This is a genomic window from Streptosporangium sp. G12 (genome assembly GCF_052983175.1).
Map to the genome: position 1 here is coordinate 1 of NZ_JBRIQO010000037.1, position 14,366 is coordinate 14,366.

The 14,366-nt window shown below is 71.9% G+C and carries 9 protein-coding genes and 1 pseudogene; 7 read left to right on the forward strand and 3 right to left on the reverse strand.

Going from position 1 to position 14,366, the window contains the following annotated elements; translation table 11 throughout:
* A pseudogene (locus ACVCAG_RS40050) lies at positions 1-826 on the forward strand (phospholipid carrier-dependent glycosyltransferase); the annotation flags it as partial.
* Here ACVCAG_RS40050 and ACVCAG_RS40055 read toward each other — a convergent pair.
* A complete protein-coding gene (locus ACVCAG_RS40055; protein ID WP_447191363.1) occupies positions 774-2,543 on the reverse strand; it encodes a hypothetical protein in 1,770 nt (589 codons plus the stop codon). The pseudogene ACVCAG_RS40050 and the gene ACVCAG_RS40055 sit on opposite strands and share 53 nt — an antisense overlap.
* A gap of 101 nt (positions 2,544-2,644) precedes the next feature.
* Between ACVCAG_RS40055 and ACVCAG_RS40060 the strand changes: the two genes are divergently transcribed.
* From ACVCAG_RS40060 to ACVCAG_RS40070, 3 genes are all read left to right on the forward strand, one after another.
* Complete coding sequence (locus ACVCAG_RS40060; RefSeq protein ID WP_440068152.1) at positions 2,645-3,916, forward strand: glycosyltransferase; 1,272 nt, start codon at positions 2,645-2,647, stop codon at positions 3,914-3,916.
* 98 nt (positions 3,917-4,014) lie between these two features.
* Entirely contained in the window at positions 4,015-5,796 is a 1,782-nt protein-coding gene (gene metG, locus ACVCAG_RS40065; protein ID WP_447191364.1) for a methionine--tRNA ligase, read from the forward strand.
* 177 nt (positions 5,797-5,973) lie between these two features.
* On the forward strand, positions 5,974-6,834 hold the full coding sequence (locus tag ACVCAG_RS40070) for a TatD family hydrolase (protein ID WP_440088304.1): 861 nt from the start codon (positions 5,974-5,976) through the stop codon (positions 6,832-6,834).
* A gap of 83 nt (positions 6,835-6,917) precedes the next feature.
* Here the strand turns inward: ACVCAG_RS40070 and ACVCAG_RS40075 are convergent, their stop codons facing one another.
* Positions 6,918-8,339 carry a hypothetical protein gene (locus ACVCAG_RS40075; RefSeq protein ID WP_440088302.1) on the reverse strand — a complete coding sequence of 474 codons (1,422 nt, stop codon included), beginning with the start codon at positions 8,337-8,339 and terminating at the stop codon, positions 6,918-6,920.
* A complete protein-coding gene (locus ACVCAG_RS40080) occupies positions 8,336-10,414 on the reverse strand; it encodes a protein kinase domain-containing protein (protein WP_447191365.1) in 2,079 nt (692 codons plus the stop codon). Before ACVCAG_RS40080 ends, ACVCAG_RS40075 begins: the two co-directional genes overlap by 4 nt.
* 225 nt (positions 10,415-10,639) lie before the next feature.
* Between ACVCAG_RS40080 and rsmA the strand changes: the two genes are divergently transcribed.
* From rsmA to ACVCAG_RS40095, 3 genes are all read left to right on the forward strand, one after another.
* Positions 10,640-11,512: a 16S rRNA (adenine(1518)-N(6)/adenine(1519)-N(6))-dimethyltransferase RsmA gene (rsmA, locus tag ACVCAG_RS40085; RefSeq protein ID WP_440088299.1), complete on the forward strand. Its 873-nt coding sequence runs from the start codon at positions 10,640-10,642 to the stop codon at positions 11,510-11,512.
* A 90-nt stretch (positions 11,513-11,602) separates the two neighbouring features.
* Positions 11,603-12,505, forward strand: coding sequence for a 4-(cytidine 5'-diphospho)-2-C-methyl-D-erythritol kinase (locus ACVCAG_RS40090; RefSeq protein WP_440088298.1), 903 nt, complete (start codon positions 11,603-11,605; stop codon positions 12,503-12,505).
* Positions 12,506-12,550: 45 nt separating this feature from the next.
* Entirely contained in the window at positions 12,551-14,362 is a 1,812-nt protein-coding gene (locus tag ACVCAG_RS40095) for an ATP-binding cassette domain-containing protein (protein WP_440088296.1), read from the forward strand.
* Positions 14,363-14,366 lie beyond the last annotated feature (4 nt).

Sequence of the window (14,366 nt, forward strand, 5' to 3'; positions counted from 1 at the left end):
CCTGGTCGCCTTCGCGGTGATGTCCCTGGTCTGGGACGCCGGGGCCCGCCGCGCGATCGGCCTGCGCAAGCCGTACGTGGGGGCGCTGAACAAGGACCTGACCGGCGCCGTGCTGGCGATGGGCCTGCTGCCCGTGGTCACCTACGTCGTCTCCTGGGCCGGTTGGTTCGTCTCGCCGCTGGGCTGGGGCCGCAACTGGGTGCAGGCGACCTCGCAGGGCCCGGGGTTCTTCGTCTTCGACTCGCTCCGGTCGTGGCTGAGCTACCAGGTGCAGGTGCTCGGCTTCCACACCGGGCTGAGCACCGGGCACAACTACCAGTCGGCCCCCTGGACCTGGCCGCTGCTGTCCCGCCCGGTGGCGTTCCACTATCCGCCGAACAAGACCGGGTGCGGCGTCGACAGCTGCGCCGAGGCGGTGCTCGGGGTCGGCACCCCGGTCATCTGGTACGGGGGTCTCGCCGCCCTCATCGCCATGATCGCCTGGTACGTCGCCACCCGCGACTGGCGCGCAGGAACCGTGCTCGTCGGCTACGCCGCCGGCTGGCTCCCCTGGTTCTACTACGCCCTCGCCGACAACCGCACCATGTATCTCTTCTACGCGATCACGATGCTCCCCTTCATGATCCTCGCGTTGACCCTGGCCGCCGGGCTGATCATCGGACGGGCGGACGCCGCGCCCAACCGCAGGGCGATGGGGGCCGCGGTCGTCGGGGCCTTCACGCTCCTCGCGCTGATCAATCTCGGGTGGCTCTACCCGGTGCTCGTCGCCGAGCTCATCCCGCACTCCCAGTGGTGGGCGCGGATGCTGTTCCGGAGCTGGGTGTGACGGGACCGGGTGTGCCGGGATCCGGTGTGACGGGACCGGTCGTGCCGGTATCGGGCGCGCCGGGGGTGGTCGCGACGGGTCCGTCCGTGACGGCGGGCGGCTCGGTCGTGGCGGTCGCGGTCGCGGGCGGGGTCGGGGTCGCGGGCGGCGCGGCGGGGCCGATCATGATCGTTCCGGCCGGGGCGTCATCGGGGACGACGTCGCCGTCCGTGACGGCGGGCGGCGCGGTGGCGGGCCTGGAGAACCCGTGGCGCAGCGAGATCGCCGCCGCCAGGCACGCCAGCGGCACCGCGGGCAGCAGGTAGCGGTAGTCGAACTCGGCCGTCGCCGCCGGGGCCAGGATGAGCCCGAACGCCGCCAGCCACGGCAGCAGCACGGCCCCGCCCAGCCTGCGCCAGCGCGCCACCACCCCGGCCAGGCCGACCAGCAGCAGCGCGCCGAGCACGATGCCGGGCAGCCGGACGACGCGCTGGTAGCCCTGCAGGAAGGTGGCCCACGGGGCGTGCAGGTCGGTGCCGATCACGCGCTGCTTCCCCTGGAGCTGCGCGACCCGCAGGCCCGGGTCGTACTTGCGCGCGTCGGTGTCGGTGTTGCCCTGGTACGACGACCAGGCGGGCAGGACCTTGGTCGTCAGCGGGAACTCGTACTGCACGTAGGTCTGGACGTCGGGGAAGCGCGGCCTGCCCCAGTGGAAGGCGCGGAAGAAGTCGCCGGCCACGATGCCGAGATAGTCCATCGGCTGGGACAGGATGGCCCGCTGGGCGAACGCGCCCGCGGTCTTGTTCATCTCCGGGGTGAACGTGCTGCCCACCCCGAAGGCGTGGAAGCGCTGGCCGTTCTGTGCCCACCAGAGATACTTCTGCCCGGAGAAGTGGCGCTCGCTCGGTGGCGCGCTGATGCACAGCAGCGCCAGCTCCAGCTCCTCGCGCGGATCGACCTTCATCTTCGTGCAGTCGGCGAAGAGCGACGTCCGCATGTAGAGGATCGCGCCGTCGCTGTTGGTCATCGCGAAGTTGCCGTGCGCCGAGGCGAACCAGGCCATGTAGCCGACCACCGGGAGGGCGCACGCGGTGATCATCGCCGCGATCGTCTTCCAGGCCGTGCGCTTGACCAGCAGGTAGACCACGACCAGCGCGAGGATCGGCAGGCCGATGGACCGGGTCAGGGCGGTCAGCGCCAGCATCAGCCCGATCACCGCGCCGAGCCGCCAGGACATCCGCCGGTGCCAGAGCACCAGCGTGATCACGCCCACGACCAGCAGCATGAACATCACGTCGGACATGATCAGGTGTTCGAGCTGGATCTGGTACGTGTCGAACAGCACCGGCACCGCGGCCAGCGTCGCCCCCCAGCCGGGCAGCCCGAACCTGCCGCGCAGCAGGGTGTAGATCAGGACCGCGATGCCCAGGCCCATCAGGTGCTGGACGAAGGCCACCAGCGCGAAGCTGTGCAGGGGCCTCAGCAGCAGGAGCAGGAAGGAGTAGCCGTTCGGGCGCAGGGCGCTGGGGCGGCTCGGGTTGACGGCCCCCGAGACGTACTCGTAGGAGTCGTTGAACCACAGAGCCGGGCCGTAGCCGAGCATGGTGACCACACGCAGCAGGAACGCCAGCGCGAGGGCGGCCACGAAGAGGCGATGCCGAGAGAGGAAGGCTCGCAGGCGAGCGCCCCGCTCGGGCGGAGGCACGTCCAGGCGAGGGCGGTCGGCGACGGTCACCATGCATTACAGGATGCCAGCCGTTTCGGGGAGTTGACCCGGGCAGGGGACTCTAGAGGGCATCATGGTGAGATTGGCTTGTGCAGTGAGTGAAGGGTTGAGACGTGGAACTGACCGTGGTCATGCCTTGCTTGAACGAGGCGGAGACCGTGGAGACCTGCGTACGCAAGGCGCTCGCCTGCATGCGGGAGCACGGGATCGACGGGGAAGTCCTGATCGCCGACAACGGCAGCACGGACGGCTCACAGCAGCTCGCGCGCGAGGCCGGAGCCCGGGTCGTGCACGTCGACGCCAAGGGATACGGCAACGCGCTGATGGGCGGCATCCGCGCGGCGCGCGGCCGCTACGTCATCATGGGCGACGCGGACGACTCCTACGACTTCACGGCGCTGCTGCCCTTCGTCGAGCAGCTCCGTGACGGTGCCGACCTGGTGATGGGCAACCGGTTCAAGGGCGGCATCGCGCCGGGCGCCATGCCCCCGCTCCACCGCTACCTGGGCAACCCGGTGCTCTCCTTCATCGGCCGCCTGTTCTTCCCCAGCGCGATCGGCGACTTCCACTGCGGCCTGCGCGGCTTCCGGCGCGACTCCATCCTCAGGCTCGGCCTGCAGACCGGCGGCATGGAGTTCGCCAGCGAGATGGTGGTCCGCTCGACCCTGTCCGGGCTGGACGTGCGCGAGGTGCCCACCACGCTGTCGCCCGACGGCCGCTCCCGCCCGCCGCACCTGCGCTCCTGGCGCGACGGCTGGCGCCACCTGCGCTTCCTGATGCTCTACAGCCCCCGCTGGCTGTTCTTCATCCCCGGCCTGGTCCTGATGACCCTCGGCCTGGTCGCGGGCGCCGCCCTCACCTTCGGCCCGGTCTACATCGGCAAGCTCGCCTTCGACGTCGACACCCTGGTCGGCGCCTCGGCCATGGTGGTGATCGGCTTCCAGGCGTCGCTGTTCGCCCTGTTCACCAAGGTGTACGCCGCCGAGGAGGGCTTCCTGCCGGAAGACCGCAGGGTGCGCAAGCTCGTCGACATCGTGAGCCTGGAGAAGGGCCTGATCGTCGGCGGGCTGCTCGCCCTGGGCGGCCTGGGCGGACTGGTCGCCTCGCTGGTCCACTGGCAGACGCGCAGCTTCGGCCCGCTGATCCCGTCGGAGTCGCTGCGCATCGTCGTGCCCTCGGCCACCGCGCTGATCGTGAGCTTCCAGACGATCTTCGCGGCGCTGTTCATCAGCATTCTGGGCATCCGCCGTACCAAGGAGACGCCCATCGACGTGGCCGCCTCCGCCGCGGAGGAGGCCGCCGAGGCCGTCAGCCGCGCCGCCGCGGGCGACCCGGCGGACGCCCCCGTCGACGGTGCCACGCCGGCGGCCCCGCGGCTGCCGTGAGCGCCGCGGCGGCTTCGGGAAAAGGTCCCGGAAAGTCGAGGGCCGCGGAGAACCACGACAGCACCAAGACCCGAGGCCGCGTCCCTTAGGCTTGCATCATGTCCCAGCACATCCTGACCGCGGTCGCCTGGCCATACGCCAACGGCCCCCGCCACATCGGGCACGTCTCCGGATTCGGCGTGCCGTCCGACGTCTTCAGCCGCTACCAGCGGATGGCGGGCAACAAGGTCCTCATGGTGAGCGGGACCGACGAGCACGGCACCCCGATCCAGGTCCAGGCCGACAAGGAGGGCCTCACCGCCCGCGAGCTCGCCGACCGCTACAACAGAGTGATCGTCGAGGACCTCCAGGCGCTGGGGCTCTCCTACGACCTGTTCACCCGGACCACCACGGAAAACCACTACGCGGTCACGCAGGAGATCTTCAAGGGACTCCACGCCAACGGCTATATCTTCCCCCAGACCACGATGGGCGCCATCTCGCCCTCCACCGGGCGCACCCTGCCCGACCGCTACATCGAGGGCACCTGCCCGATCTGCGGTTACGAGAGCGCCCGTGGCGACCAGTGCGACAACTGCGGCAACCAGCTCGACCCGATCCAGCTGATCGACCCGGTGAGCAAGGTCAACGGCGAGACGCCGATCTTCGTGGAGACCGAGCACTTCATGCTCGACCTGCCCGCGTTCGCCGAGGTCCTGGCGTCGTGGCTGTCCTCCAAGGAGGGCGACTGGCGGCCCAACGTGCTGAAGTTCGCCCTCAACATGCTCGGCGACATGCACCCCCGCGCGATCAGCCGCGACCTCGACTGGGGCGTGCCGATCCCGCTGGAGGGCTGGAACGACCAGGCCAACAAGCGGCTCTACGTCTGGTTCGACGCGGTCATCGGCTATCTCAGCGCCTCCATCGAGTGGGCCCGCCGCTCCGGCGACCCCGAGGCCTGGCGCCGGTGGTGGCAGGACCCCGAGGCCCTCGGCTACTACTTCATGGGCAAGGACAACATCGTCTTCCACGCGGAGATCTGGCCGGCGATGCTGCTCGGCTACAACGGGCAGGGCGCCCGTGACGGCGAGCCGGGCTCCCTCGGCGCGCTGAACCTGCCCTCCGAGGTCGTCTCCAGCGAGTTCCTCACGATGGAGGGGCGCAAGTTCTCCTCCTCCCGCCAGGTGGTCATCTACGTGCGCGACTTCCTGGAGCGCTACGACGCCGACGCGCTGCGCTACTACATCGCCGTGGCGGGCCCGGAGAACCAGGACACCGACTTCACCTGGTCGGAGTTCCTCAACCGCAACAACGGCGAGCTGGTGGCGGCCTGGGGCAACCTGGTGAACCGCTCGATCTCGATGGCCGCCAAGAACTTCGGGGTCATCCCCGAGGCGGGCGACCTCACCGACGCCGACCGCGCGATGCTGGAGCGCAGCCGCGCGGCCTTCCCGAAGGTCGCCGCCGAGTTCGAGCACTGCCGCTTCAAGAACGCGACGAACGAGGCGTTCGAGGTCATCCGCGAGGCGAACCGGTACCTCGCCGAGCAGGAGCCCTGGAAGATCAAGGACGACCCCGCGCGGGTGAAGACCATCCTGCACGTCGCCCTGCAGGTCGTGGACGACGCCAAGACGCTGCTCACCCCGGTGCTGCCCAACTCCTCCAACAAGATCTACGCGATGCTCGGCGGCACCGGCGTCTGGACGGGCATGCCGGAGATCCAGGAGGTCACCGACGACGACGGCAGGACCTACCCGATCATCACCGGCTCCTACGACGGCGCCGCGCGCTGGGAGTCGTCCCCGATCCGGGTGGGCTCTCCGCTCGCCCCGCCGACCCCGTTGTTCGTGAAGCTCGACCCGAAGATCGTCGAGGAGGAGCTGGCCCGCCTGAGCGAGTAGGACAGGCTCTCGCGGCCCGCACCCAGGGCCCGCGGCGGCCCGCGATCAAGACCTTCAGCGGTCACCAGGGCTCTTCCCGCGGTCACCAGGGCTCTTCGCGGTCCGCGACCGGGGTTCTCAGCGGCCCGCGCCCGGCACCGGGCGCGGGCCCACCGGCTTCTCGGTAGGTTGGACGCCGTGAGCACGCCGAAGCTTCCCGACGCACCCAGGCCGCTGCCGGCAGAGGTGTTCGACAGCCACTGCCATCTCGACATCATGGTGGGCAACCGCCAGGCGTCCTCGGGGGATCCGGTCGCCCAGGCCGCGCAGGCGGCCCGGGCGAGCGTCGAGGGCATCCTCGACGAGGCCCGCGCCGTCGGCGTGACGCGGCTCGTCACGATCGGCTACGACCTGCCGTCCTCGCGCTGGAACGCCGAGACGGCCGCCCTCCACGCGGACGTCTACGCCGGGGTGGCCATCCACCCCAACGAGGCGCACGCCTCGACGCCGGAGACCCTCGCCGAGATCGAGCGGCTGGCCCGCCTGCCCCACGTCAGGGCGGTGGGGGAGACCGGTCTCGACTACTACCGAGACTGGGCGTCGAAGGACGACCAGCACGCCAGCTTCCGCGCGCACATCGAGATCGCCAAGCGGACCGGCAAGGCCCTGGTGATCCACGACCGCGAGGCCCACGACGACGTACTGCGCGTGCTGGCCGAGGAGGGCGCCCCCGAGGTCGTGGTGTTCCACAGCTTCTCCGGTGACGCCGAGATGGCGAAGCGGTGCGTCGCCGCCGGATATTTCATGTCGTTCTCCGGCCCGGTCACCTACAAGAACGCCGCCTACCTCCGCGAGGCCGCGCGGGTCGCGCCGAGGGAGCTGATCCTCGTCGAGACCGACGCGCCCTACCTGCCGCCCGCCCCCCACCGGGGCAAACCCAACGCGCCCTACCTCCTACCGCTCACGCTGCGCTGCCTCGCCGAGGTCAAGGCGGCCGACCTCACCGAGCTCGCCGCCGCCGTCAGCGCCAACGGGGAGACCGTCTTCGGCTCCTGGTGACCCTTCCCGGTGCCGGCCCACGGCGGCGCCGGAGCCGATCCGGAGCCGGGCGTCCGCTTCTACGGCGACCGGGGCCGGAGACCTCAGCCCACGGCGGCGCCGAAGTCGGCGGAGGCGGCGCCCTCGAGGGCGGGGATCTTCCCGGTGCCCGGCGAGAGCGGGATGCCCTCGGTGTCGTTGCGGCCCAGCAGGACGACCGCTCCGGCGCCTCCCCTGTCGGGCGCCCCGACGACCAGCCGGTTACCGCTGAACCCGACCGACCAGCCGAAGTGGTCGCCCGCCTCGCTCTGGGTGACCAGAGTGCCCGAGTCCGGCTCGCCCATCGTGATCAGTCGTACGCCGCCCTGCCCGCCGGTGCCGTCGAAGGGCACGCCCACGGCGAGCCTGATCTCTCCCGCGCCCTCGCCGGTGAAGGCCAGCGAGAATCCGTAGCCCTCGCCCCCGGCCCCCTCCGCGCCCTGGTGGAGGGTGGCGATCGGGCTGACCTCCTGGGCGTCGGAGGCCTGGAACAGCTGGACGAGGCCGGAGTCCTTCACCTCCCCGCCGTCGCCGAGCGGGGCGCTCACCGCGAGGTAGCCGACGTCCCCCTGCTCGGCGTAGGCCATCGCGTAGCCGAACCGGTCGCCCCCCTGGGACCTGGCCACCTCGCGCAGGTCCCACTTCCTGCTCCCGTACTCCTCCTTGGCCTCGCGCACGTCGTAGATCACCGCGATCGACCCCGAGTCGAGCTTGCCCGCGCCGACCTGGCGCCCCGCCCCGTCGTCGTTCTCGTACGGCACGCCGACCGCGAGATCCGGCTCGTCCGGGGTGCCGCCGAGCCTGCCGATCGCCAGTGACCAGCCGAACATGTCGCCGACCTCGCCGTTGCCCGAGATGCCCTCGGTCTCCTGGGAGATCCGCCGGCCCGTGCCGAGCGTCGCGGCGTCGAACAGGTGGACCGCGCCGGAGTCGGCCGTGCCCCCGGCGTTCTCGTGCGGGGCTCCGACCGCCACCAGCGTCCCGCCGAAGGCCAGGGACCAGCCGAAGTGGGCGTCGGCCTCCGGCTCGGCGGAGACCAGGCGGACCGTCCTGCCCCGGGGGCCGCCGTACACCACGTAGACCGCGCCCGCGTCCGTACGGCCCGCCACGTCCGCGTACGGGGCGCCGACGATCAGGTCCGCGCAGCCGTCGCCGTCGACCTTGGCCAGCCGCACCGACCATCCGAAGGCGTCCCCCGTCTTCGTCTCGGGGGCGGTCACCGCCTTGCCGCTCTCTCCCCGGCCGAACAGCATGTGGACGGCTCCCGCACCGGTCAGCCCGCCGGGGTTGGCGAAGGGGTCGCCGACCGCGGAGTCCTCCAGGCCGTCGCCGTCGAAGTCGCTCACGCCCGCCCCGGTGCAGTCGGCGGGCGAGGCGGTGCCGGATCCGGCCGCGAGGTGCCTGGCGGACGCGGTGAGCGCCTCGGCGGCCCCGGTGGCGGGGAGCGCGATCGCGGCCGTCGCCGCGAGGGAGAGCAGCAGCCTCAAGACAGTCTCACCTCGATGGTCCTGCCTTCCTTGATCATCACGCCGGTCAGCTTGGCGGGCTTGCGGGCCGGGGGAATGTCGAAGACCAGGAGGGCCTCCGCCTTCGTCCCGGGGGGCAGGGCGGCGGGCAGGGCCGTCGACACCCTCTCGGGGGAGTGCGTCGCGCCGCGATCGTCGATCAGGGTGATCGCGGCGCTGTCGCCGAGCTGGACCTGCTCCCCGCCGGTGTTGATCAGCGTCAGCGGGACCGTGCAGAACCGGCCCTTCGCCGGGGTGGCGTTCCGGTAGGAGGTGAGCCCGCAGGCCGGGGTGCGCGGGACGATCAGCCGCGGGTCCTCGAGGAAGGAGCCGGTCATGATCGTGCGGCCCACGTCGCCGGCGCCGCTTCCGGCGAGGTCGCCGGTTTCGCCGGTGGTGCCCGTCCGCGCCTGACCCTGGCCGTTCGGGTTTCCCCCGGGGATGTTCAACAGGACGACGACCGTGACGGCCAGCGCCACGAGCACGGCCAGTCCGGCGAACAGCCAGCGCCGCCGGGGCGCCGAGCCCTTCGCGTCCGGCGTGTCCGATCCCGGCGGGACCTGGAAGCCGGACGGGGGCGACTGGGGCGACGGGCGCGACGGGGGCGACGGGGGCGACGGGGGCAGGGTGGGCACCTGACCCGGTGCCTGATCCTGCGTCCCGTCCTGCGCCTGGCCCTGCGCCTGGCCGTACGCCGGGGCGTGGAAGGGGGTCGTGAACGGGCGCGACGGTGACGTCGTGGGCTCGGCCCGCATGGGGTACGGGAGCGGATTCGGCGGCGAGGTACGCTCCGGCGCCGCCAGGGAGCCCGACGCCCCCGATGACCCTGACGACTCCGACGACCCCGGCGGTCCTGACGGCTCCGGCGGCGTGGTCGGAGAGGCCGGCGCCGTGCGGGGCGCCGGTGTCGTCCGGGACCCGGAGGACGTCGGCGCCGTGGACGGGCCGGGCGCCGCGGTCTCCGGGGGCACGGACGTGAAGGCCGCCCCGGGGGCCGTGAACGGGGCCGGTCCGGAGGGCGAGTCCGCCGGACCCCGGACGGGAATCGATCCGGGGATGGGCGTCGGTGCCGTGGCCGGGTCGGTGAACCCCGCCTCCAGGTTCAGCGCGCTGAGGGTCTGGGTGGAGTCGGGTTCCACGTTGGCGGGTGGCTCCCAGGACTCGTTCAGCAGGTCGGTGGCGATCAGCGTGGGCGGGTCGACCCGGACGGGAGCCGGGGCGGCCGGTGCCGCGATCCCACCGCCGACCAGGGCGATCAGCAGGTCCTGGGCGCTGGGCCGCTGGTAGGGGTCCATCTCGGTCGCGCGGCGCACCAGGTCGTTCAGCGGGGCGGGAAGCGCGCCCAGGTCGGGCGGGGTGGTGAGCAGCCGGGTGGCCATGGTCATCATGTCGCCCCGCCCGTAGGGGTGGCGGCCGTTGCCCGCGTACGCGACCAGGCAGCCCCAGGCGAAGACGTCGGCGGCCGGGGTGATCTCCAGGCCGCGCACCTGCTCGGGAGCCCACCAGCCGGGGCTGCCGAGCACCTCGCCCGAGCGGGTGAAGCTGTGCGTGGAGTCGAGGGCCCTGGCGATGCCGAAGTCGATCACGCGGGGCCCCGACATGGACAGGATCACGTTGGCGGGCTTGAGGTCCCGGTGCACCAGCCCGGCGACGTGGATCGCGGCCAGCGCCGCCGCCACCCCCAGGGCCACGCCGTGCAGGGTGCCCTGCTCCAGGGCGCCGTGCTCGGTGATCTGGCGGGACAGCGGCGTGCCCGCGATGTACTCGGTGACCATGTACGGCCGGCCGTCGCCGTCGTTGCCGTTGTCCAGCACCTGCGCGGTACAGAACGAGGCCACCCGCCGGGCGTTCTCGACCTCCGTGTGGAACCTCGCCGCGAAGCCCTCCTCGACCGCGAACTCCGCCTTCACCACCTTGAGCGCGACCGGTCTCCCCGTCGGCGCCAGCGCCAGGTAGACGGTTCCCATCCCGCCCTCGCCGAGACGTCCGAGCAGGCGGTAACTCCCGATCTGCTCGGGGTCGGCGGGTCGCAGCCCTTCGACACCGGGCTGGTTCACGTCCTCTTCACCGGGAAGATTCCCTTTCTCACCGTTGGGCCCCCGTACGGCAACGTTATCCACAACGGAACCCCTCGCGCTTCATCGAGCGTCTTTGCATCGTCTTCGGTGCGGGAAACTGGTCGGATGGCATGGGAGAGCAACCTTGGGTGATCGAGATAAACGAGTCGAAGGCCACGGCGGGCCGGTGGATGCCGGGTTCAGACCGCCGTGCGGAGAACCAGCATGAACCTACTTGGTCCTGCAGAAATACGTATTTTGGCGAACAAGCTCAACATTCGTCCCACAAAAAAGCTCGGCCAGAACTTCGTGATCGACGCGGGCACGGTCCGCAAGATCGTGCGGGTGGCCGGGCTTGAGCCCGACGACGTCGTCATCGAGGTCGGTCCCGGGCTGGGGTCGCTCACGCTCGCGCTGCTTCCCGAGGTCCGCGGCGTGATCGCCGTGGAGATCGACCCCGTCCTCGCGGCCCAGCTCCCGCTGACCGTCGCCGAGCACGCCCCCGAGCTCGCCGGCCGCCTCACCGTGGTGCTCGCCGACGCCATGCGCGTGCTGCCCGCGGAGCTGCCGGAGGAGAGGCCGACCGCGCTGGTCGCCAACCTCCCCTACAACGTGTCCGTGCCGGTGGTGCTGCACCTGCTGGAGACGCAGCCGTCGCTGAGCAAGGTCCTGATCATGGTGCAGGCCGAGGTCGCCGACCGGCTGGCCGCGGCCCCGGGTTCCAAGGTGTACGGCATCCCCTCGGTCAAGGCCGCCTGGTACGCCGACGTCCGCCGGGCCGGTCCCGTCGGCCGTACGGTCTTCTGGCCGGTTCCCAACGTCGACTCCGGCCTGGTCGCGATGGTCCGGAGGGAACCGCCCACGACCGTGGCCACCCGCGAGGAGGTCTTCGCGGTGGTGGACGCCGCCTTCGCCCAGCGCCGCAAGACCCTCCGCGCCGCCCTCGCCTCCTGGGCGGGCACGGCCCCCGCGGCCGAGCGGGCGCTGCGGGCCGCGGGCATCGACCCCTCCGAGCGCGGCGAGCAGCTCACCGTCGAGGACTTCGCGCGAATCGCCGAGCACCGTACGACGGAAAGCGCGGCGGAAAGCGGTGTGTAGCGTGATTCACCGGTCGGTTTGTGTGCGCGGCGGAAGGATCCCGTTACGATCTGACGTCGTGACCAGTGAGCGAGCCCTGATGGGGGACGCATGAACTCCGTGACCGTCCGCGTGCCCGCGAAGGTCAACCTGCAGCTCGCCGTCGGACCGCTGCGGGACGACGGCTACCACGACCTCGTCAACGTCTTCCACGCCGTTTCGATCTTCGACGAGGTCACGGCCACCGCGGAGACCGGGATGAGCGTCCGGGTGGAGGGCGAGGCCGCCGGCCAGGTGCCGGAGAACCGCGACAACCTCGCGATCAGGGCCGCCCTCGCGCTGGCCGGGCACGCGGGCCGCTCGTACGGCGTGAACCTGCTCATCCGCAAGTCGATCCCGGTGGCGGGCGGCATGGCGGGCGGCAGCGCCGACGCCGCCGCGGCCCTGGTCGCCTGTAACGAGCTGTGGGGCCTCGGCCTGCCGATCGAGGACCTGATGGAGATCGCCGCCGACCTCGGCAGCGACGTCCCGTTCGCGCTGCTCGGCGGTACGGCCGTCGGCACCGGCAGGGGCGAGCGGCTCACCCCGCTGGACATCGCGGGCACCTTCCACTGGGTGTTCGCGCTCGCCGACGGCGGCCTGTCCACGGCCACGGTCTACGCCGAGTGCGACCGCCTCCGCCAGGCGACCGGCGAGCGGGTCGCCTGGCCCCAGGCCGCCGAGCCGCTGCTGGCCGCGCTGCGCGAGGGGGACGCGGAGACCCTCGGCGCCGAGCTCCGCAACGACCTGCAGCCCGCCGCGGTGATGTTGCGCGGATCCCTGGCCCGCACCCTGGACGCCGGCCGCGAGCACGGGGCCCTCGGCTCGCTGGTCTCCGGCTCCGGGCCCACCTGCGCCTTCCTCGCCCGCTCCGAGGCCCACGCGGGTGAGCTGGCCGCCTCCCTGAAGGACGCCGGGGTGGCGCGCGACGTCATCACCGCGCACGGCCCCGTCCCCGGCCCGGTGATCGTGTAGTCGCGGGGGAGCGCGCCGGCCGGGAGCGGATACGCTTGTGTGGCGATGAATCTGGTCAATCTTGAGTCGGTCTCCCACTCCTACGGTCCCAAGCCCCTGCTCCGCGACGTCTCCCTCGGCATCGAGGTGGGCGACCGCATCGGCGTGGTCGGCCGCAACGGCGGCGGCAAGACCACCCTCATCTCGGTGATAGCCGGCGACCTCAAGCCGAACACCGGACGGGTCACCCACAACCGGGGGCTCCAGGTGGGCTCGCTGTCGCAGGGCGACGATCTCGATCCGGCGCGGGCGGTGCGCGACATCGTCCTCGGCGACAGGTCCGAGCACGAGTGGGCGGGCGACGCGGGCATCCGCGAGATCCTCGCCAGCCTGCTTGGCGACATCGACCTGACGGCGCTCGCCGGGAGCCTGTCGGGCGGTGAGCGGCGCCGTACGGCCCTGGCCAAGCTGCTCATCGACGAGCACGACCTGATCATCCTGGACGAGCCGACCAACCACCTCGACATCGAGGCCATCGACTGGCTCGCCAGGCACCTGGCGGGCCGCAGGACCGCGCTGGTGGTCGTGACCCACGACCGGTGGTTCCTGGACGCGGTCTCCACCAGGACGTGGGAGGTCGTGGACGGCGCGGTCGAGCGCTACGAGGGCGGGTACGCCGCGTACGTGCTGGCCAAGGCCGAGCGCGCCCGGGTCGCGGCCTCCACCGAGGCCCGCCGCCAGAACCTGATGCGCAAGGAGATCGCCTGGCTCCGCCGGGGCCCGCCCGCGCGCACGTCCAAGCCCAAGTTCCGCATCGACGCCGCCCAGGCGCTGATCGCCGACGAGCCGCCCGCCAGGGAGAGCGTCGAGCTGGTCAAGTTCGCCGCCGCCCGGCTGGGCCGCACGGTCTACGACCTCGAGGACGTCACCCTGCACGCCGGGGGCCCCGGCCAGGGCCCGATGGTCCTCGACCACTCGACCTGGCAGTTCGGCCCCGGCGACCGGGTCGGCCTGATCGGCGTGAACGGGTCGGGCAAGTCCTCGCTGCTCCGCCTGCTCGCCGGTACCGTGCACCCCGACTCGGGCAGGCTCGTACGCGGCAAGACGGTCCGCCTGGCGCACCTGTCGCAGGAGCTGGGCGAGCTCGACCCGGAGCGCCGGGTGCTGGAGACCGTCGAGGAGGTCCGCAAGTTCATCCAGGTCGGCAAGAAGGAGTGGACGGCCTCCCAGCTGCTGGAACGCCTCGGCTTCAAGGGCGACGCGCAGTGGAAGGTCGTCGGCGACCTGTCCGGTGGCGAGCGGCGCCGCCTGCAGCTGCTCCGCCTCCTCATGGACGACCCCAACGTGCTGCTGCTCGACGAGCCGACCAACGACCTCGACATCGAGACGCTCAACGAGCTGGAGGACCTGCTCGACGGCTGGCCGGGCACGCTGATCCTGGTCAGCCACGACCGCTACTTCCTGGAGCGGGTCACCGACAGGACCGTCGCCCTGCTCGGCGACCGCAAGCTGTCGATGCTCCCCGGCGGGGTGGACGAATACCTGGCCCGGCGCGCCTCGGGGGCGGCCCTGTCCGCGCGGGCGGCGTCCGGCGCGGTGTCCGGCGCGGCCTCGGCGACCTCGTCCACCGGCGCGAAGGAGACGGCCCCCGGCCTGTCCGCGAAGGACGAGCGCGACCTCCGCAAGGAGCTCTCCCGGATGGAGCGTCAGCTCGACAAGCTGAGTGGCCGGGAGGCGAAACTGCACGCGTCCATGGCCGACGCCGCCGCCGACTACGAGCGGCTGGCCTCGCTCGACGCGCAGCTGAAGGAGATCCTCGCGGAGAAGGAGTCGATCGAGGGCGAGTGGCTGGAGCTGGCCGACCGTCTGGGCGAGTAGGCCG

Excerpts from the sequence above, each read along its gene's own strand:
- ACVCAG_RS40055 (WP_447191363.1), bottom strand. The coding sequence starts at position 2,543 with ATGGTGACCGTCGCCGACCGCCCTCGCCTGGACGTGCCTCCGCCCGAG.
- metG (WP_447191364.1), top strand. The coding sequence starts at position 4,015 with ATGTCCCAGCACATCCTGACCGCGGTCGCCTGGCCATACGCCAACGGC.
- rsmA (WP_440088299.1), top strand. The coding sequence starts at position 10,640 with ATGAACCTACTTGGTCCTGCAGAAATACGTATTTTGGCGAACAAGCTC.
- ACVCAG_RS40090 (WP_440088298.1), top strand. The coding sequence starts at position 11,603 with ATGAACTCCGTGACCGTCCGCGTGCCCGCGAAGGTCAACCTGCAGCTC.
- ACVCAG_RS40095 (WP_440088296.1), top strand. The coding sequence starts at position 12,551 with ATGAATCTGGTCAATCTTGAGTCGGTCTCCCACTCCTACGGTCCCAAG.